The 19,256-nt window shown below is 71.9% G+C and carries 13 protein-coding genes; 5 read left to right on the top strand and 8 right to left on the bottom strand.

Annotated features, from left to right (window positions below; all coding sequences use genetic code 11):
• Positions 1-127: 127 nt before the first annotated feature.
• Positions 128-1,750 carry an AMP-binding protein gene (locus tag EJF31_RS14085; protein ID WP_307718976.1) on the bottom strand — a complete coding sequence of 541 codons (1,623 nt, stop codon included), beginning with the start codon at positions 1,748-1,750 and terminating at the stop codon, positions 128-130.
• 126 nt (positions 1,751-1,876) lie between these two features.
• On the opposite strand from EJF31_RS14085, the gene EJF31_RS14080 reads away from it, so the two are divergent.
• Together EJF31_RS14080 and EJF31_RS14075 are read left to right on the top strand one after the other, a co-directional pair.
• A complete protein-coding gene (locus tag EJF31_RS14080) occupies positions 1,877-4,015 on the top strand; it encodes a CARDB domain-containing protein (RefSeq protein WP_125037621.1) in 2,139 nt (712 codons plus the stop codon).
• Positions 4,012-4,485 carry a hypothetical protein gene (locus EJF31_RS14075; RefSeq protein ID WP_125037620.1) on the top strand — a complete coding sequence of 158 codons (474 nt, stop codon included), beginning with the start codon at positions 4,012-4,014 and terminating at the stop codon, positions 4,483-4,485. The genes EJF31_RS14080 and EJF31_RS14075 overlap by 4 nt, the downstream gene beginning before the upstream one ends.
• 90 nt (positions 4,486-4,575) lie before the next feature.
• On the opposite strand, the gene EJF31_RS14070 is transcribed toward EJF31_RS14075, so the two are convergent.
• The 7 genes from EJF31_RS14070 to EJF31_RS14040 all read right to left on the bottom strand — a co-directional run bounded on the left by EJF31_RS14070 (position 4,576) and on the right by EJF31_RS14040 (position 14,481).
• A complete protein-coding gene (locus tag EJF31_RS14070; RefSeq protein ID WP_125037619.1) occupies positions 4,576-5,919 on the bottom strand; it encodes an MFS transporter in 1,344 nt (447 codons plus the stop codon).
• Between the two features lie 73 nt (positions 5,920-5,992).
• Positions 5,993-6,754, bottom strand: coding sequence for a 3-hydroxybutyrate dehydrogenase (locus tag EJF31_RS14065; protein ID WP_125037618.1), 762 nt, complete (start codon positions 6,752-6,754; stop codon positions 5,993-5,995).
• An 81-nt stretch (positions 6,755-6,835) separates the two neighbouring features.
• Positions 6,836-8,677, bottom strand: coding sequence for a GAF domain-containing protein (locus EJF31_RS14060; protein WP_125037617.1), 1,842 nt, complete (start codon positions 8,675-8,677; stop codon positions 6,836-6,838).
• Between the two features lie 99 nt (positions 8,678-8,776).
• Complete coding sequence (locus EJF31_RS14055) at positions 8,777-11,179, bottom strand: immune inhibitor A domain-containing protein (protein ID WP_125037616.1); 2,403 nt, start codon at positions 11,177-11,179, stop codon at positions 8,777-8,779.
• A 196-nt stretch (positions 11,180-11,375) separates the two neighbouring features.
• A complete protein-coding gene (locus EJF31_RS14050; protein ID WP_260430861.1) occupies positions 11,376-12,458 on the bottom strand; it encodes an RDD family protein in 1,083 nt (360 codons plus the stop codon).
• Between the two features lie 50 nt (positions 12,459-12,508).
• Entirely contained in the window at positions 12,509-13,651 is a 1,143-nt protein-coding gene (locus EJF31_RS14045) for an FHA domain-containing protein (RefSeq protein ID WP_125037614.1), read from the bottom strand.
• On the bottom strand, positions 13,648-14,481 hold the full coding sequence (locus EJF31_RS14040) for a PP2C family serine/threonine-protein phosphatase (RefSeq protein ID WP_260430842.1): 834 nt from the start codon (positions 14,479-14,481) through the stop codon (positions 13,648-13,650). The genes EJF31_RS14045 and EJF31_RS14040 overlap by 4 nt, the downstream gene beginning before the upstream one ends.
• A gap of 87 nt (positions 14,482-14,568) precedes the next feature.
• Here EJF31_RS14040 and EJF31_RS14035 point away from each other — a divergent pair, with 87 nt between their 5' ends.
• Genes EJF31_RS14035 through EJF31_RS14025 form a run of 3 tightly spaced genes read left to right on the top strand, consistent with a single transcriptional unit; the run spans position 14,569 to position 19,047 of the window.
• On the top strand, positions 14,569-16,842 hold the full coding sequence (locus EJF31_RS14035) for a helicase C-terminal domain-containing protein (RefSeq protein ID WP_125037613.1): 2,274 nt from the start codon (positions 14,569-14,571) through the stop codon (positions 16,840-16,842).
• A 9-nt stretch (positions 16,843-16,851) separates the two neighbouring features.
• Entirely contained in the window at positions 16,852-17,379 is a 528-nt protein-coding gene (locus tag EJF31_RS14030) for a CGNR zinc finger domain-containing protein (RefSeq protein WP_125037612.1), read from the top strand.
• Positions 17,380-17,406: 27 nt separating this feature from the next.
• Positions 17,407-19,047 (top strand): DNA repair helicase XPB, encoded by a 1,641-nt coding sequence (locus EJF31_RS14025; protein ID WP_125037611.1) that lies wholly within the window; start codon positions 17,407-17,409, stop codon positions 19,045-19,047.
• The last annotated feature ends 209 nt before the right edge of the window (positions 19,048-19,256 follow it).

Raw genomic sequence — 19,256 nt, 5'->3', positions numbered from 1 at the left:
CCCCACCTGCGCCGCAAGCTCAAGCGCTACCTCGCCCGCGAACTCTTCACCCTGCTCCGACAAGACCTACGAGCCCTCAACACCCCCGCCATCGCGGCTTGACGCGTCATAGGAGCATCGACTCGACTCAGAGGCCGAGCTTCGTCGCGGTCTCCTCGCGCATCTGGACCTTGCGGATCTTGCCGGTGACGGTCATCGGGAACTCCTCGACGACCATGACGTAGCGCGGGATCTTGTAGTGGGCCAGCTTGCCGCTCGCGAACGCCCGGACCGCGTAGGCGTCGAGCGGGGTCGCGCCTGCCTTCATCTTCACCCAGGCGCAGAGCTCCTCGCCGTACTTCTCGTCGGGGACGCCGATCACCTGAACGTCCTCGATGTCGGGGTGGGCGTAGAGGAATTCCTCGATCTCGCGCGGGTAGATGTTCTCGCCGCCGCGGATCACCATGTCCTTGATCCGGCCGACGATGTTGCAGTAGCCGTCCTCGCGCATCTCGGCGAGGTCGCCGGTGTGCATCCAGCCGTCGGCGTCGATCGCCTCGGCGGTCTTCTCCGGGTCGTCCCAGTAGCCCAGCATCACCGAGTAGCCGCGCGTGCAGAACTCCCCGGGCTCCCCGCGCGGCACGGTCTCTCCGGTGACCGGGTCGACCACCTTGATCTCGACGTGCGGGTGGACGCGGCCGATGGTCGACGTACGCCGGTCGAGGTCGTCGTCGGCCCGGGTCTGGCACGAGACAGGCGACGTCTCGGTCATGCCGTAGGCGATGGACACCTCCGCCATGTGCATGTCGTGGACGCAGTGCTTCATCACCTCGACCGGGCAGATCGACCCGGCCATGATCCCGGTGCGCAGGGACGACAGGTCGTGGTCGGCGAAGGTCGGGTGGTTCTGCATCGCGATGAACATCGTCGGCACGCCGTAGACGCCGGTGCACCGCTCGGCCTCGATCGTGCGGAGGGTGACCTCCGGGTCGAAGCCGGGCGCCGGGATCACCATCGTCGCGCCGTGGCTGGTGCAGCCGAGGTTGGCCATCACCATCCCGAAGCAGTGGTAGAAGGGCACCGGGATGCAGAGCCGGTCCTGCTCGGTGAAGTTGATCAGCTCGGTCGTGAAGTAGCCGTTGTTAAGGATGTTGCGGTGGCTCAGGGTCGCGCCCTTGGGCCGGCCGGTCGTGCCCGAGGTGTACTGGATGTTGATCGGGTCGTGCGGCGACAGCGAGGCCATCCGCTCGGCGAGCCGCTCGGCGGTGACGGACGCGCCCTCGGCCACGAGTGCGGCGAAGTCGTCGGTGTCGACGTAGACCGTCCGCTCCAGCGCGGGACACTCCCCCGCGACCTCCTCGACCATGGCGCGGTAGTCGCTGGTCTTGAAGCCGGTGGCGGCGAAGAGCATCCGCAGGCCCGACTGGTTCACGGCGTAGGCGAACTCGTGGGTGCGGTACGACGGGTTGACGTTGACCAGGACGATGCCGGCCTTGGCCGTGGCGTACTGGACGAGCGTCCACTCCGCACAGTTGGGCGCCCAGATCCCGACCCGGTCGCCCTTCTCGAGGCCGGCCGCGATCAGCCCGCGCGCCAGGGCGTCGACGTCACGGTCGAGCTCGGCCCAGGTCCAGCGGCGGCCGCTCGCGACCTCCACCAGCGCGTCCCGGTCGGGATGGGCCGCTGCTGTGCGGGCGAAGTTGTCCCCGACGGTCTCCTCGAGCAGTGCGGGCTCGGTCTCGCCCCGGGCGTAGGACTCCATGGCCACCATGCGCTGAGCCTAGTCAGCGCCCGGTCCGCCGGGCGAGCGTGACGTCGACGCGTTTCGCTCGTTGCCCGGACGGGCACCCTCCGCGGTGCTCGCCCTCCCACGCTGTGCTCTCGGAAGGATCCGTCCGTGTTCGGTCGTCCCGCCCACCTCTCCTCCTCACGCTTGCGGCTGCTGGCCGCCGCCGTCCTGCTCGCCGGCGCCGCCGGCAGCGCGGGCACCGCTGGCACCGCCGACGCGGCGACCCCCACCGAGGGGACGCTGACCGACTCCGGCTCCCCGGTCACCTGGACCGGCGGGCCCTTCGCCACCGACAACGCCTCCGCGCTCGTGCTGTCGCCGCCCCAGTGCGACGCCCTGCTCGACCCCTGTGACGACTTCACGCTCCACGTCGCGACGCCCGCGGGCTACGGCAGCGACCACGCCCTCAAGGTGAGCGTCAGCTGGGCAGACCCCAGCGCCGACTTCGACGTCTACGTCCTCGACGCCGCCGGCAACGTGGTCGGCTCGGCCGCCTCCGTCGCCGACCCCGAGACCGTCAGCGTGCCGCCGACCACGGGCGACTACACCGTCCGGGTCGTCCCCTACTCGGCCACCGGCTCCACCTACTCCGCGACCGCGTCGATGGTGACCACCACCGGTGGCACCGGCGGTGGCACGGGCGGCGGCACCGGCACGGGCACGGCCGGCGCCGGACCGGCGTACGACACCTTCGCGGCGCCGGCGTCCCTGCCGGACGCCGACAACGCCGGCGAGCCGTCGATCGGCGACAACTGGAACACCGACACCACGACCTACCAGTCCAGCCTCTCGACGTACGCCGTCACCTGGGACGACACGACCTCGCCGGCCACCCCGCACTGGTCCGACGTCTCGGCCAACGCGGGCAACGGCTGCCCCCAGGGCTCGACGATCAGCCTCGACCCGATCCTGTTCACCGACCACGCCACGGGGCGCACGTTCGAGTCGCAGCTCACCGGCGTCGACTCCTTCACCTGCTACACCGACGACGACGGCGCGACCTGGCACCCCAGCACCGGCGGCGGCATCCCCAGCGGCGTCGACCACCAGACGCTCGGCGGCGGCGCGTTCTCGGCCAACGGCGTGGGCGCCCTGCCCACCTCGAGCTACCCGAACGCCGTCTACTACTGCTCCCAGGACATCGCGACCGCGTTCTGCGCGGTCTCGCGTGACGGCGGCACCACCTTCGGCGCAGGCGTGCCCACCTACAGCCTCCTGGACTGCGACGGGCTGCACGGCCACGTGAAGGTGGCTCCCGACGGCACGGCGTACTTCCCCAACAAGGCTTGCGGTTCGAACCAGGCGGTCATCAGCTCCACCGACAACGGGACGACGTGGACGGTCAACCCGGTCCCGGGCACGACCCCGAGCGACTCCGACCCGAGCGTTGCCACCGGCGCCAACGGCACGCTCTACTTCGGCTATGTCGACGGCAGCGGCGTCCCGGGCGTGGCCGTGAGCCACGACCAGGGCAAGACCTGGACCGACCGCCAGGCCGTCGGCACCGCCTTCGGCATCAAGAACGCCGTGTTCCCCACCATCGTGGCCGGTGACGACGACCGCGCCGCGTTCGCCTACCTCGGCACCCCGACGGGCGGCAACTACCAGGACCAGGCCAACTTCCACGGCGAGTGGCACCTCTACATCGACACGACGTACGACGGCGGCAAGACCTGGGTGACCAGCGACGCCACCCCGAACGACCCGGTCCAGGTCGGCTCCATCTGCACCGGCGGCACGGCCTGCGGCAACGACCGCAACCTGCTCGACTTCATCGACGTGACGACCGACGACCACGGCCGCGTCGAGGTCGGCTTCGCCGACGGGTGCATCAACGCCTGCGTCACCGACCCGCAGCACGTCGGTCGCGACGCCTACGCCACCATCGCCCGCCAGGCCGGCGGCAAGACCCTCGACGCGACCTACGACCCGGCGACGACCAACGTGACGCTCTCCTCGCTGACGGTCACCAAGCAGAGCGACGGCCGGTTCAGCGCCCTGGTCGAGCTGACCAACACCGGGAACCGCGCCCTGAGCGGGATCCAGGCCGAGGTCCTCGACGGTCGCAAGCAGGTCGGCATGACCCCCGCGACCGCGCTGGCCCCGGGTGAGTCGCGCTCGTTCACGGTGACCTGGAAGCCCAGCGGGACGCGCAGCCACACCGTGACCGCCGTGGTCGATCCGACCAACACGCTCGTCGAGACCGACGAGACCGACAACAAGCTCGCCCAGTCGGTGCTGCGTTGAGGGGTGGTTCCCGCCTGCTGGCGACGCTGGCGACGGCTGCGCTCCTGGCCGGCACCGCGGGCTGCGGCTCCGACTCCTCGAACGAGAGCGACAAGGACCCCGGGGAGCAGTTCTCCAGCGTCGCGGACCAGTCGACGTGCCTGGCCGACGCCACGGCCGCGGCGACCCCCTGGCCCGACGGGTTCCCGGGTGACTGGCCGTTCCCGGCCAAGAGCACGGCGTACAACGTCGAGGACCGGGGCACCGACGGCATCATCGTCACGGCGGTCACCGGCAGCGCCTTCAAGGACGTGCTGGAGTTCATGAACAAGGACGTCGCCGACGCAGGCTACGAGGTGGAGTCCGGGGAGACCGAGGCGCACGACGCCGAGGCCGAGTGGACCGGCAACGGCTACCGCGGCCGCTGGGCGATCCGGGAGTCCGCCCAGTGCCCCGGCGAGACCGTCATCCAGGTGCTCTCCACCCACTGACCCGTCGCTTCTTCACGCAGAAACGCGCCGACCCGTCGTCAATTGACGACGGGTCGGCGCGTGTGACCGTCAAGATACGACGGGTCGGCGTTACTCGAGGACGCGGTCGTGGCGCAGTGAGGACGCCTTCGTCTCGTGGGCGAAGAGCACCGCGATGATGGTCAGCGCCGAGGCGATGGCGACGTAGATGCCGACCGCCGTGGTGTTGCCGTCGTTGACGTCGCCGAGCAGCTTGAGGGCCAGGATCGGGGCCAGCGCCCCGGCGAAGATCGAGGCGAGCTGGTAGCCGACCGAGGCGCCGGTGTAGCGGACCGAGGTGCCGAAGAGCTCGGAGAAGAACGCCGCCTGCGGGGCGTACATCAGCGAGTGCAGGATCAGTCCGACCACGACACCGAGCAGGATCTTGGACGGCTCCTTGGTGTCGAGCAGGTTGAAGAACACGAACGTCCAGATCGCCACGCCGACGGCACCGGCGAGGTAGAGCGGCCGGCGGCCGACCTTGTCCGAGAGCGCACCGAAGGCCGGCACCACGAAGAACTGGATCGCCGCACCGATGAGCAGCGCGCGCAGGATGACCGGCTTGTCCACCGCGATGTAGGTCGTGGCGTAGGTGATCGAGATGACCGTGAAGATGTAGTAGCTGATGTTCTCGGCCAGGCGCATGCCCATCGCGACGAAGACCTCGCGGGGGTACTCCTTGATGACCTCGAGGATCGGCAGGCCGCGGTCCTTCTTCTCGACCTGGTCGGCGACCTCCTGGAAGACCGGCGACTCCTCGACGGTCAGGCGGACCCACAGGCCGACCGCGACGAGCACGGCGCTCAGCAGGAACGGGATGCGCCAGCCCCAGTCGAGGAAGGCGGACTCGGACTGCACGGCCGCGAGGACCCACAGCACACCGGTGGCGAGCAGGTTGCCCAGCGCCACGCCGGCCTGCGGCCACGAGGACCAGAAGCCGCGCCAGCCGTCGCTGCCGTGCTCGGCGGCCATCAGCACCGCGCCACCCCACTCGCCCCCGACCGCGAAGCCCTGCAGGAGCCGGCAGAAGACCAGCAGCATCGGGGCGGCGATGCCGATCGAGGCGTACGTCGGCAGCAGGCCGATCGCGAACGTCCCGATGCCCATCATCAGCAGCGAGGCGACCAGCATCTTCTTGCGGCCGACCCGGTCACCGAAGTGACCGAAGACCACGCCGCCGATGGGCCGCGCCACGAAGCCGAGCGCGTAGGTCATGAAGGCGTAGAGGGTGCCGGTGGTGCCACCGATCTGGCCGAAGAAGACCTCGCCGAAGACCAGCGCGGCGGCCGATCCGAACAGGAAGAAGTCGTACCACTCGGTCGCGGTGCCGATCAGGCTGGCGAAGACGACCTTGCCGACGGAGCGGCTGCCGGAGCCGGTCCCTCGGTCCTCGGTCGGGATGGTCTGCGTGGTCATGCGGTGGTCCTTTCGAATCCTGCACGGGTGATGGGCGCTGCGGTGCTGCGGGTGGTGCGAGGTCTGGGTGGTCCTACTGGGCGGTCCAGCCGCCGTCGAGGAGGAAGGAGGAGCCGGTGACCGACGCGGCGTTGGTGCCGCAGAGGTAGGCGACCATGTCGGCCACCTCCTCGGGCTCGACGAGCCGCTTCACCGGGGTGCGGGCCAGCAGCACGTCGTCGAGGACGTCGTCCTCGGCGATGCCGTGGGACTCGGCCTGCGCCGCGATCTGCCCCTCGACGAGCGGGGTGCGCACGTAGCCGGGGCACACGGTGTTGCTGGTGACGCCCTTGCCGGCGGCCTCCAGGGCGATCACCTTGGACAGGCCCTCCAGGCCGTGCTTGGCGCTGACGTACGCCGCCTTGTACGGCGACGCACGGTGCCCGTGGACGCTGGAGACGTGCACGATCCGGCCGAAGCCGCGGTCGTACATCCCCGGCAGCAGCCGCCGCGCGAGGCGGAACGGAGCCTCGAGCATCAGCTTCTGGATCAGCACCCACTGGTCGGGGTCGAAGTCCTCGATCGCCGCGACGTGCTGGACGCCGGCGTTGTTGACCAGGATGTCGGCCTCGACGTCGAGGGCGTCGATCGCGGCGCCGTCGGTCAGGTCGATGGCCCGGTGGTCCCCGCCGATCGCGGCCGCCACCTTGGCCGCTCCCTCGTCGTCGCGGTCCAGGACCGTGACGGCGGCGCCGAGCTCGGCCAGCTTCGTGGCCACGGCGGCGCCGATGCCGCTGGCGCCCCCGGTGACGAGGGCGGTGCGGTGGGCGAGCGGTGTGACAGCGGTCTCCTGCATGACTGCCACGCTAGGCGCGGCACGACGCCACGGCCCATGTGGCTGTGGCACATCATCGCAGCCGAACAGTGTGTCTCAGGGCTACCCGTCGCCGTGGCCGCGGCGCAGCCGGTGCACCCGCAGCGCCAGCTGCAGGTCCAGCCCACGGCCGGGTTCGCGCCAGTCGGCCCCGAGCAGCTCGCCGATCCGGTCGAGCCGCTGCACGACGGTGTTGGGGTGCACGTGCAGCGCCTCCCCGGTGTCCTTGACCCGGCTCCCCGAGGCGAACCACGCCTCGAGCGTCTCCAGCAGGCTGGTGCCGCGCTGGGCGTCGTAGGCGAGCACGGGGCCCAGCGTCGTCTCGACGTACTCCCCGAGCTGCTCGGGGCCGTTGTCGCCGAGCAGCAGCCGGGTCAGGCCGAGCCCCGCGGGGTCGCTCACGTCACCGGTCCGGCCCAGGGTGACCAGCGTGTCCAGGCAGCGCCGTGCCTCGGCGTACGACGTCCGCAGCGTCTCCGGGTCGGCTGCCTCCACGCCCACCGTGGCCACGCCACCCGCCTCGGCGACCGCGTCGGCGAGCCGCTGCCCCACGGCGACCGGGTCCGCGCCGGGGACGAGCAGCACGACGGCCCCGCGGTGCTCGCCGGCGAGGCCGCGCTGCTGGGCCGCGAGCCGGGCGGCGACCCGGACGCCGGCGTGCCGCTCCAGGCCGTCCGTGGCCGCGACCGCGAACGCCAGCGGCGCCTCGAGGACGACCCGCTGCCGGCGGGCCCGCTCCCGCAGCTGCAGGGCCGGCGCGTCCCCCTCGACCAGGTCGATGAGCAGCTCGCCGCCGAGGCGCTCCTCGGTCTGGGCGACGGTGCGGGCGAACAGCAGCACCAGTGCGGTGACGAGGGCACCCCGTTCGAGCGTGCGCCGCTCGGCCAGCTCCAGGGGCCGGTCGCGACCGTGCAGGACCAGGGTGGCGAGGTGCTCGGTGCCGGCCAGTGCCGCAGCAACGTACGACGCCCCCACGGCGACCGACCGGCCGGACGCGACCGCCTCGGCGACGGCGTCCTGCCAGCCCTCCGGTGCCGCGTCGCCCGCGAGCAGCTCCCCCGTGTGGTCGTGGACGGCCAGCCGCGCCCCGAGGACCTCGGCCAGCACGCGCGCGACCTCGTCGACCCCGCCCTCGTGCAGCAGCAGGTCGGTGAGCTGGTCGTGGGCGCTCGCGGCGCTCTCCACGGCCGCGGTGTGCGCCCGCATCGTCTGGTTGGCCTCGTCGATCTCGGCGAACAGGCGGGCGTTCTCCAGGGCCACCGAGGCGTGCGCGGCGAACGACGTCAGCAGGCTGACCTCCGCGGGCGGGAACGGGCGCACGGTCCGGTGCACGGCGAGCAGGGCTCCGATCACCCGGCCGTCGACCACCAGCGGCACCCCGAGGATCGCGCGGATCCCCTCGCCGTCGACCGCGGCGTCGATGTAGCCGCGGTGCAGGAAGCGCAGGTCGGACTGGTAGTCCTCGGTGAAGTACGGCGCCCCCGTCTGCGCGACCAGGCCGAGCAGGCCGGTGCCGAGCGGCAGCCGCAGCGTGCGGAACTCCTGGGTGAGGGCGCCGTCGGTCACCTTCATGTACGACGCCCCCTCCTCCTCGTCGTTGAGCGAGAGGTAGGTCATGTCGGCGTTGAGCAGCTGCCGGGCGCGGCGGACGATCGCGGCCAGGATCGCGTCGACGTCGCGGATCGCAGTCAGGTCGCTGGCGGTGTCGTAGAGGGCGGACAGCTCGGCCTCGCGGGCCCGCTGCCGCGCGATCAGCTCGCGCAGCCGCAGCGCGACGTCGCACTGGCGCCGGATCTCGACGAGCTCCTCACGGCCGGCCCCGGCCCGCTCGGCCTCCGCCACCACCTCGTCGAACGCCGCGCGCGGCGCCTGGCTGTGCAGGAGGTCGAGGAAGGAGCCGGACACGGGCCGAACGTACGCGAGGCGAGGCCGCACGTGCGACGGACCCCGCCGATCCGGAGGGATCGACGGGGCCCGTCGGTGGAGCGGTGGATCAGTCGTGCGTCAGCTCGAGGTGCCGACCCGGACCGTCATGGTGCCGTTGTCGGCGACCTTCAGGACCCGGATGGTGGTGCCGGTCTTCGGCACGTTCACCGAGAACCAGCCCGGCTGGTAGAAGCCCGGGTGCGGGCTGCCGCCGTGCTCGTCGCTGTCGTACCACCAGTCCTGCATGTCGTCGAAGAGCGGCTGGGCCGACTGCGCGGCGAGGCTGTAGGCCTCACCGTTGATGTGCAGGGTCTGCTTCTTGACGTACGCCAGGCCGAACGTGGAGTCGGCGGTGTTGGCGCGGGTCCGGGCGATGCTGCCGTCCGGGTAGTGGTTGAGCATCGTGTGCGCGTCGACCGGCAGGATCTCGCCGCCGCCCGGGTGGTCGCCCACGTTGTTGTCGGTGTACGACGTGTCCCAGTACGAGATCAGGGCGCCCGGGTTGAAGTGGAAGAACTCCACCATGTTCGGCTGGTGCGCGGCGTCCTTGAAGTTGTACAGGTGCTTGAGCAGCTTGTCGCGGCCGACGTACTGGCGGTTGTCCACGAAGTAGGCGTTGAGGTACGACGCCGACTCGCTGCCGTTGGTCGTCTTGAAGCCGTCCATCGTCCAGCCCTCGTCACCGGTCTCGGCGGTGCCGAGGTCGGTGCCGTCGATGGCGATGTTGTCGACCTGGAAGCCGGCCAGGGCGACGCCACCGTCGGTGGCGTAGCGGAACCGGATGGCGTTGGTGCCCGCGGGCACGTCGGCCGTCAGGTCGACCCAGGCGCCGTCGGTGGTGCCGGAGATGCCGGTGCCGTCGCCGGCGCCGGACTGGTCCTCACCGGTGAAGCTCTGGCTGGTCGGGAGGGAGGCCCAGGTGGCGCCGCCGTCGCTGGAGGCCTCGAGGTAGGCGTAGTCGTAGCCCTCCTCGATGTCGTAGCGGACCTTCGCGGTGAGGGCACCGCCCGCGGTGACGTCGCGCGTCATCGTGTTGTTCAGGTCGTCGCCCGAGCCACTGAAGTAGTAGCGCTCGCCGCAGGTGTCGCACGGCGCGCCCAGGTTGGTGACGACCGTCTTGTTGGGCAGCAGCACGACCAGGCCGTTGGAGGCCGAGCCCGTGGTGGACTGGCCGGGACGGATGACGTGCGTCGAGGTGTGACCCGCGCGCTCCACGTCGTAGTCGAGCCAGCCGAGCTGGAACTTCTCCCAGGCGCCGAACGGCATGGGCCGGTCACCGATGCCTGTGTCGCCGGGCGCGGTGCCGCGGGACTGGCTCATCAGCGACCAGAACTCGACGCTGTTGGACGCACCGCCGCTGTTGCCGGAGGTGTCGTAGAGGTCGGGCAGGCCGAGGTCGTGGCCGAACTCGTGCGAGAAGACCGACAGGCCGCCGTTCTCGGGCTGGATGGTGTAGTCACCGACCCAGACACCGGTCGGGTTGTTCGGGATCTCGACCTTCGCGCCGTTGGGGTCGGAGAGGCCGCCGGAGCCGACGTTGACGCCGCCGAACTGGCCGCCGTCCGTCGGGCCGGTGCCGAACGGGGAGATCTGGGCGTACCAGCGGTGCGACCAGATGGCGTCCTCGCCGTACGTCGGGTCGCCGTCCGCCTCGTCGCCGCCCGCGTGGACGATCTGGAAGTGGTCGATGTAGCCGTCGGGCTCGTTGAAGTTGCCGTCACCGTCGAAGTCGTAGCGGTCCTGGTGGTCGAACGTCTTCAGGTAGCTCTGGATCCGGGTCATGGTCCAGCCGTCGTCCAGCTTGGCCTGGGTCCACTCGGCGAGGGCGTCACGGATCAGGAACCAGGTGTTGTTGCAGACGATGCCGCCGCAGACGTTGCGGCCGTAGCGCGCCTCGTTGAAGGGCACGCGCACCCAGTCGGCGACCTTGCCGTCGACGGTGTACTTGCCGTGCGACTCCTGGCTGTAGAAGCTCGCCATCCGGTTGAAGTACATGTCCTGGTAGTGCGACTGGTTGTAGTCGCTCTGCCAGTTGGTGGAGTTGTCCGTGGTCCGGTCCGGACGCGGGATCTGGTTGTGGCGCGGGCCGTTGACGCGCAGGGCGTCGGAGTCGCCGTCGGGGTAGGCCGAGTGCTCGGTGTCACCGAACTCCGCCAGGACCACGAAGATCCGGTCGGTGCCGTGCTGCGCGACGCGGCCGTAGGCGTTCTTGCCCACCTTGACCGAGTCGCCCGTGCTGCGACCACCGGAGCGCAGCTGCTTCTCCAGGGCCGCCTGGTTGCGGGCCTCGAACTTCTTCTGCCACGGGCGCGTCAGCGAGTCGGAGCCCACCTTCACGCTGGCCGCGTCCGCCTGGGCGTTGCCCGGTGCGGCGTGCGGCGCGGCGGACGTGGCGCCCGCCTCCATCGACGTCAGCGGCAGCGTGATCGCCGCGCTGATCAGAGAAGCCGTCGCGAGCGCGACGAGCTTGGTCCTTCTCATGCATGCCTCCCGTTGAGCCGCTGGTCGCGGCGATGAGCACAACATCCCGAAATCGCGATCCGTCCCCTGCACCCCATGGATCTCAGGGGTGACTCAGGTCACGGATGCCGGAGCAGTTGACTCCGAAAAGGCCGCATGCAGAACGGTCGCCACGGCATCGTTACCGCTTCGTTACCGAAGTGTCCGGAAGCCGGGGTCAGGCCTCGCGGGCCACCGTCATCGTCCGGTCGCCGAAACGGACCCGGTCGCCGTCGACCAGGGTCGTCGGCTTGCCGGCCGCGAGCTCACGGGTGACGCCCTGGCGGAGCAGGATCGAGCCGTTGGTGGAGCCACGGTCCATCACGACCAGCACCCCGTCGGCCGCGACCTGGAACTGGGCGTGAGTCTTGGACAGCGACATGTCGCTGCTCCGCAGCGGCACGAGGTGGCGCACGGGCTCACCCGGACGCGGCTCGGGACGCCGGCCGACCAGGGCCAGGCCCTCGACGAGGAACGACTCCCCCGAGTCGAAGCTGACCCGCCACCGGGCCAGCACCTTCCCGTCGGTGCGGATGACCGTGCGCTCGGCCGTGGGCGGACCCGTCGCCGCCGGCGGGAGCGGCGGCGGAGCGGTCGGCGGGATCGACGGCGGGGCCACCAGCGGCTCGCCGATCTGGAGCTTCCGGGCGGCCGGTGCGGCCGGCGGTGCGGCCGGTGGCACGGGCGGCGGCTGCGGTGGCTGCTGCGGCTGTGGCGTACGCGTCCGTGGCCGCGACGGCGTCGGGACCGGCGCCGCCTGGGGAGCAGGGACCAGGCGCATCGCGGTCAGGTTGACGATGTGCCGCGGCCCGCTGGGGGCCTCCTCGACGAGCTCGGGGATCGGGCGTACGTCGACCACGATCCCGTGGGTCAGGTGGTCGTGCCAGCCCCGGCGCTGGCGGCCGGGGTCCATCACCGCGGTCCAGGCGAGGGTGGCGACGCCCAGCCCGAACGTCGGCAACGTCGAGATCCCCAGGACGAGCTGGCGCAGCAGCGCCGCGGGCACACCGATCGGCGTGCCGGTCGCGTCCGAGACCACCCGCAGGCCGAGGGCGGCCTTGCCCGGCGACGTGCCGCGCAGTCCGAGCAGGACCGAGAAGCCCAGCCCCACCAGCAGGACCACGGCGAGGATCACCGCGACGCCGGCGGCCCCCACGTGGTCGCGGTCGATGAGGAGTCGCCAGGCCACGACGGCGGCGAGCCCGTCGAGCGTCCACGCGATCAGCCGGTCGAGGGTGAAGGCGTAGAAGCGTCGGTCCAGCTCCGCGGCCGGGAAGGTCGAGGCCTCGGGGACGACGTCGGTCAGCGCGCTCAGGGGTTGCTCACCTGGATCGAGACCCCGTCACCGAGGTCGATGACGGCGCCCGGGATGAGCTGGACGGCGATGCCGGGCTGGAGGTTCTCCGGGGGCAGGCCGGGCTGCACGACGACGGTCCCGTTGGTCGAGCCCATGTCGGTGACGACCGCCGAGCCGTGGTCGACGCCGGAGCCCGGCCGGATCTCCAGGTGGGTGGAGGAGATCTCCTGGTTGGGGCTCGGCACGGTCACCAGCCGCGGCTGCTCGGTCGAGGTGAACCGTCGCGCCTCAGGGGCACGACCGACGAGGACCGCGCGGTCGACGTCGACGGTCTCGCCGCTGGAGAAGGTCAGCGTGGCGACCGGACGAGCGGTCACCGGGGGCGCGGGCGGCTGGCCGGGGATCCCGGGCTGCGGGCGCCCGAGCTCGTCGGCGTCCCAGCCGACCGCCTGGGTCTCGCCGTCGTGGTCGCCGTCGTGGGTGGGAGGTTCGGCCGGCAGCGGGGGGAAGCCGGGGAGCCACGCCTCGGTGGCGGGTCCGTTCTCGGGCTCCTCGTCCTCGACCTCCGGCTCGGGCTCAGGTTCGGGCTCAGGTTCGGGGTCGAACGGCGACTCGACGACGGCCACCGCGTCGGTGTCCGGCTCGTCGTCGGGCTCGGGCTCGGGCACGGGCTCGGCACGGTGCTCGCCCGGCTGCACGGCGAGGTGGGGCGGCTGGTCGACGCGGCCGACCCGCACCAGGCCGCCGCCGATGACCAGGTCCACGCCCTCGGCGTCGCCCTCCGCCTCGGCCACCTCGACGACCATCGCGGTGACGCCGCGCAGCGACCGCTCCACCCAGGTGCTGGCGCTGGAGCCCTCGACCACGACGGGGGCGCCCTCGACGGTGAACGTCGCCGTGGCGGCACCCCGGAGGACGACCTTGGTCTCGCCGTCGCCCTCGCTGACCAGCACGAAGCCCGGGAGCTCGCGCAGGCCCGAGGCGATGAGGGCGTCGAGCGCCTCGTCGAACCCGGCACCGGCGTCCAGCAGCTCCCAGAGCGCGGCGACCCGCGGCTTCTCGGTCGGGGGCAGGATCACGGTCGCGTTCTCGCCGAAGATGCCGAACCAGTCACCGGGTCGGTACGACCGGGTGGTGGCGTCGTGGTCCTCGCTCATGGCAGGGCTCCCAGCTTCTGTTCGAGACTCACTCGCTGGCGCTCGGAGTCGTAGGACGTCGCGGTCATCAATCCCACCACATCGACGACGACCGCCGTCGCGTTGTCCTTGCCACCAGCCTGCACCGCGGCGGCCACCATCCGGTCGGCCGCGTCGCGGGGGTCGGAGACCTCACCGAGGATCGCCGCGATCACGCCGTCATCGATCATCCCGGTCACGCCGTCGGAGCACAGCACGAGCCGCTCGACCGAGGCCAGCGGGAGGAGGAAGTAGTCGGCCTCGACGCGCTCGGGCCCGCCGAGCGCGCGGGTGATGACGTGTCGCTCGGGGTGGGTGGCGGCGTCGTCGGCGGTGATCGCCCCGGCCTCGACCAGCTCCTGGACGACGCTGTGGTCCACGCTGACCTGCTCGAGCAGGCCGTCGTTGAAACGGTAGATCCGGGAGTCGCCGAGGTTGGCCAGCAGCCACTTGGGGCCGTCGTCGTCCTCCACGAGGAGCGCGACGACGGCGGTGGTGCCGGCGTGGAAGCGTGAGGCGCCGCGGGCACGCTGGGCTGCGCCGTACTCCGCGATGCGGTCCTGGCAGGCCGCCAGCGTGGACGCGACGACGTCGGCGCCGCGACGCGGGTCGTAGCCCGCGTCCGCGAGGCGCCCGAACTCCTCGACCACGATGGCGCTCGCCACGTCGCCGCCCTCGTGCCCGCCCATCCCGTCGGCCACGACGAAGACCGGCGGCGCGGCGAGGTAGCTGTCCTCGTTGACCTCGCGCACCAGTCCGACGTCGGTCGCCGCTCCGTGATGGAGCTCGACGTTGTTCATCCCCGTTGCCATCCCACCTCCTGAGTGGGCGGCAGCGTAGGCCCTGGGACACCGGCGAGGAACAGGGCGCGCTCCCGGATCCCTAGTAGCGTGGGAGGGATGTCCGGATCTGCCGCCCGAGACGGGTTCCGCACCCTCGCCGACCAGCTGCGCGCCTGGTCGGACGATCGGCTGTCCCGACTGCTCGTCGAGCGTCCCGATCTCGCCACTCCGGCCCCCCACGACTTCGGCCAGCTCGCCTCGCGAGCGGCCACCCGGTCTTCGTTGCTGCGTGCGCTCGACCACCTGACGCGGCTCGAGCTCTGCGTCCTTGATGCCCTCGTGGTTGCAGGTCAAACCACATCGGAGGAGCTCGCCTCGATCGTGCGGGCCGCGCCCGAGGCCGTCGAGACGGCGGCGGCGCGGCTGCTCGCGCTCGCCCTGGTCTGGGAGTCACCGCAGGGCCTGCGCCCGCTGAGCGGGGTGGCCGACGGGCTGATGGGCAGTCCCGGGGTGAGTGGCCTGCGTGCGATGTCGGCCGAGCCCCCGTCCGACGTGGCGAGCCTGCTCGGAGAGCTCTCGGAGCCGGCGCTCGCCCTGCTCCGGCACGTCGCCGACCACGGGGGCGAGGCCACGACCGGCACCGCCCGGCACACGGTCCTGCCGGAGGACGCCGCGACGCCGGCCGAGGAGCTGCTGGCGCGGCGGCTGCTGGTGCCCCGCGGCGGCGGGGTCGTGGTCCTGCCCGGCGAGGTGGGCATCGCGCTGCGCGGCGGGCGTACGACGACCGAGCCCGTCGACGACCTGCCCGAGCTCATCACCAGCGACCGCGACCAGGCCCAGGTCGACCGGACCGCGGCCGGGGCGGCGTTCGAGGCCGTGCGCCGGATCGAGCTGCTGCTGGACCAGTGGGGCAGCACGCCCCCGGGCGAGCTGCGCAGCGGTGGCCTCGGCGTGCGTGACCTCCGGGCGACCGCGCTGGCCCTGCACGTCGACGAGCCGACCGCCGCGCTGGTGGTCGAGGTCGCCCACGACGCAGGTCTGCTCGGCACCATGTCCGACCCCCAGGGCAACCCGGTCTGGGTCCCGACCGACGCCTTCGACCTCTGGACGGCCAAGCCGATGGCCGAGCGGTGGGCAGCGGTGGTCCGCGCCTGGCTCGACAGCCCGCGGATGACCGGGCTCGTCGGGCACAAGGACCCGGCCGGCAAGACCTGGAACGCCCTGTCCCCCGAGCTCTCCGGCATCACCCAGGTCGAGAGCCGCCGGATGACCCTCGAGGCCCTGGCCGACCTGCCGTCCGGCCAGGTGCTGGCGAGCGGGACCGGCCTCCCCTCGCTGGTCGCCCGGGTCGAGTGGCTGCGGCCGCGCCGGCCCCGCACCCGCGCGGACCAGCTCGTGTGGGCCGTCACCGAGGCGGCCACGCTCGGCGTCACCGGCCTCGGCGGGCTCGCGTCGTACTCCCGCTCGCTGCTGGCGGGCGACACCGCGGAGGCCGTCGCGGCCCTCGCGGACCTGATGCCCGCCCCGGTCGACCACGTCCTCATCCAGGCCGACCTCACCGCCGTCGCACCCGGTCCGCTCGAGTCGTCACTCGCGCGGACCCTCCAGCTCCTGGCCGACGTGGAGTCGCGCGGCGGCGCGACGGTCTATCGCTTCACGCCCGGCTCCGTCCGCCGTGCCCTCGACACCGGCTGGACGGCCGTGGAGATCCACGACTTCGTCGGGACGGTCTCCCGCACCCCCGTCCCGCAGCCGCTGACCTACCTCGTCGACGACACCGCCCGCACCTTCGGCACGGTCCGGGTCGGGCACGCCGAGGCGTTCCTGCGGGCCGACGACGAGCACGCCCTGACCGAGCTGCTCCACCACCCGAAGGCGGCGACCCTCGGACTGCACCGGCTGGCCCCGACGGTGCTGATCTCGACGACGCCGATCGACGTGCTCCTGCCCCGGCTGCGCGACCTCGGCGCGGCCCCCGTGGTCGAGGCCGCCGACGGGACCGTCCGTGTCGCGCGGCCCGACCTGCTGCGGGCCCGGACCCGCAGGGAACGCCGCGGGAGCGCCGTCCGGGCCGCCCACGAGAGCGCCCAGGTCTCGCAGGTCCTGACCGCCGTACGGGCCGGCGACCGCGTCGCCGCGACCCGGCCGGTGACGCCCGCGGCGGCCCTGACCCCGAGCGGCTCGATGGCCGCGCTGCGCGAGGCGGTGGAGGCCGGCGCGACCGTCCTGATCGGCTACGTCGACAACCACGGGTCCAGCTCGGACCGCCTCGTCGACCCCCTGCGCGTGGAGGGCGGCCAGCTCACCGCGCACGACCACCGTAGCGACGACACCAGGACCTTTGCCGTGCATCGCATCACGACCGTCAAAGTCGTGGACACCCAGCCGTAGGATCGGCTCGTGGATTTCATCCGGTACGCCGAGGCGTCGGCCAACCTCCTCAACACGGAGATCAACGACGTCGACGCCCTCGTCGGGCACCTCGTGGGTCGTGAGTGGCTGCACGACTCGTGCACCGACCGCGACTGCATGCTGCTGCGCAAGTTCCAGCGCGAGCTGCGGCCGGTCTTCGAGGCCTCCGGAGCCGGCGACACCCAGGGCGTGATCGACGGGCTCAACGAGCTGATGGTCCGGCACCCGATCACCCCGCGCATCTCCGACCACGACCCGTCCGACCTGCACCTCCACGTGGCCACCGAGTCCGCCTCGGTCGCCGAGCTGCTCGTGGGTGAGTCCCTGCTCGGCCTGGCCACCCTGGTCTGCGACCTCGGGCCCTCGCGGCTCGGCGTCTGCTCGGCCACCCCCTGCACCAACGTGTACGTCGACACCTCCCCCAACCAGTCCCGGCGCTACTGCTCGGACCGGTGCTCCTCGCGGGCCAACGTCGCGGCCTACCGCGCCCGCCAGAAGGCCGTCGCCACCGCGTGAGGCCTCGGTCCGTACGCTGGGGCTTCTATGAATGACGGCCCCCTGATCGTCCAGTCGGACAAGACGCTCCTGCTCGAGATCGACCACGAGCGCGCGCCCGACTGCCGCAAGGCGATCGCGCCGTTCGCCGAGCTCGAGCGCTCCCCCGAGCACGTGCACACCTACCGGCTCACGCCGCTCGGCCTGTGGAACGCCCGGGCCGCCGGCCACGACGCCGAGCAGGTGGTCGACACCCTGCTCGAGTACAGCCGCTACGCCGTCCCGCACGCCCTGCTGGTCGACGTCGCCGAGACGATGGCCCGCTACGGTCGGCTGCGCCTCGAGAAGCACCCCGTCCACGGCCTGGTCCTGGTCTCCAACGACCGGCCGGTGCTCGAGGAGGTGCTGCGCGCCAGGAAGATCGCGGGGATGCTCGGCAACCGCATCGACGACGACACCGTGGTCGTGCACGCCTCCGAGCGGGGCAACGTCAAGCAGGCGCTGCTCAAGCTGGGCTGGCCGGCCGAGGACTTCGCCGGCTACGTCGACGGCGAGGCCCACCCGATCGCCCTCGACGAGACCGCCTGGCACCTGCGCGACTACCAGCGCGACGCCGCCGACTCCTTCTGGCACGGCGGCTCCGGCGTGGTCGTGCTCCCCTGCGGCGCCGGCAAGACCCTGGTCGGTGCGGCCGCGATGGCCCACGCCCAGGCCACGACCCTGATCCTGGTCACCAACACGGTCTCGGCCCGCCAGTGGAAGGACGAGCTGGTCCGGCGTACCTCCCTGACCGAGGACGAGATCGGCGAGTACTCCGGCTCGGTCAAGGAGATCCGGCCGGTCACCATCGCGACCTACCAGGTGATGACCACCCGCCGGAAGGGCGTCTACTCCCACCTCGAGCTGCTCGACGCCCGCGACTGGGGGCTGATCGTCTACGACGAGGTGCACCTGCTGCCCGCGCCGATCTTCCGGATGACCGCCAACCTGCAGGCGCGGCGCAGGATCGGGCTGACCGCGACGCTCGTGCGCGAGGACGGACGCGAGGGCGACGTGTTCTCCCTGATCGGCCCCAAGCGGTACGACGCCCCGTGGAAGGACATCGAGGCGCAGGGCTGGATCGCGCCCGCCGACTGCATCGAGGTCCGGGTCACGCTGCCCACCAACGAGCGGCTCGTCTACGCGACCGCCGAGCCGGAGGAGCGCTACCGGCTGGCGTCCTGCACGCACCACAAGATCGACGTGGTGCGCGAGCTCGTGGCCGCCCACCCCGGCCAGCCGACCCTGGTCATCGGCCAGTACATCGACCAGCTCGACGAGATCGCCGCCGCCCTCGACGCGCCGGTCATCAAGGGCGAGACCCCGGTGAAGGAGCGGCAGCGGCTCTTCGAGGCGTTCCGCACCGGTGAGATCGGGCTGCTGGTGGTCTCGAAGGTCGCCAACTTCTCCATCGACCTGCCCTCCGCCGAGGTCGCGATCCAGGTGTCCGGGTCCTACGGGTCGCGCCAGGAGGAGGCCCAGCGCCTCGGCCGGCTGCTGCGGCCCAAGTCCGAGGGCAAGACCGCGCACTTCTACACGATCGTCTCCCGCGACACCGTCGACGCCGACTTCGCCCAGAACCGGCAGCGGTTCCTCGCCGAGCAGGGCTACGCCTACCGGATCGTGGACGCGGAAGACCTGCCGGCCTGAGTCGCTCGATCCGGTGGATCGGGTGGGCCGCTGCGCTCCGTCGCCGCCCCGCCCCGCCCCAGGCGTACCCCCGCGAACGTCGGAATCACCGGTTAACCGGTGATTCCGACCGCAGGAGTGCGCAGGATCATCACCGAGGGCCCAGGAATGATGATCCTGCGCACACAGGACCCCCAGCACCAGATCAAGGCGCCCGCGCATGCGGGCGG

The sequence above is a fragment of the Nocardioides sp. LS1 genome (assembly GCF_003865225.1).
Lineage (GTDB): Bacteria > Actinomycetota > Actinomycetes > Propionibacteriales > Nocardioidaceae > Nocardioides > Nocardioides ginsengisegetis.
The sequence above is the reverse complement of the archived record's forward strand: the minus strand, read 5'-3'. Positions and strand labels throughout refer to the sequence as shown.

Bases quoted from the DNA above. Each gene is read 5' to 3' on its own strand.
- EJF31_RS14045 (WP_125037614.1), bottom strand. From the start codon at position 13,651: ATGAGCGAGGACCACGACGCCACCACCCGGTCGTACCGACCCGGTGAC.
- EJF31_RS14040 (WP_260430842.1), bottom strand. From the start codon at position 14,481: ATGGCAACGGGGATGAACAACGTCGAGCTCCATCACGGAGCGGCGACC.
- EJF31_RS14035 (WP_125037613.1), top strand. From the start codon at position 14,569: ATGTCCGGATCTGCCGCCCGAGACGGGTTCCGCACCCTCGCCGACCAG.
- EJF31_RS14070 (WP_125037619.1), bottom strand. From the start codon at position 5,919: ATGACCACGCAGACCATCCCGACCGAGGACCGAGGGACCGGCTCCGGC.
- EJF31_RS14065 (WP_125037618.1), bottom strand. From the start codon at position 6,754: ATGCAGGAGACCGCTGTCACACCGCTCGCCCACCGCACCGCCCTCGTC.
- EJF31_RS14085 (WP_307718976.1), bottom strand. From the start codon at position 1,750: ATGGTGGCCATGGAGTCCTACGCCCGGGGCGAGACCGAGCCCGCACTG.
- EJF31_RS14025 (WP_125037611.1), top strand. From the start codon at position 17,407: ATGAATGACGGCCCCCTGATCGTCCAGTCGGACAAGACGCTCCTGCTC.
- EJF31_RS14055 (WP_125037616.1), bottom strand. From the start codon at position 11,179: ATGAGAAGGACCAAGCTCGTCGCGCTCGCGACGGCTTCTCTGATCAGC.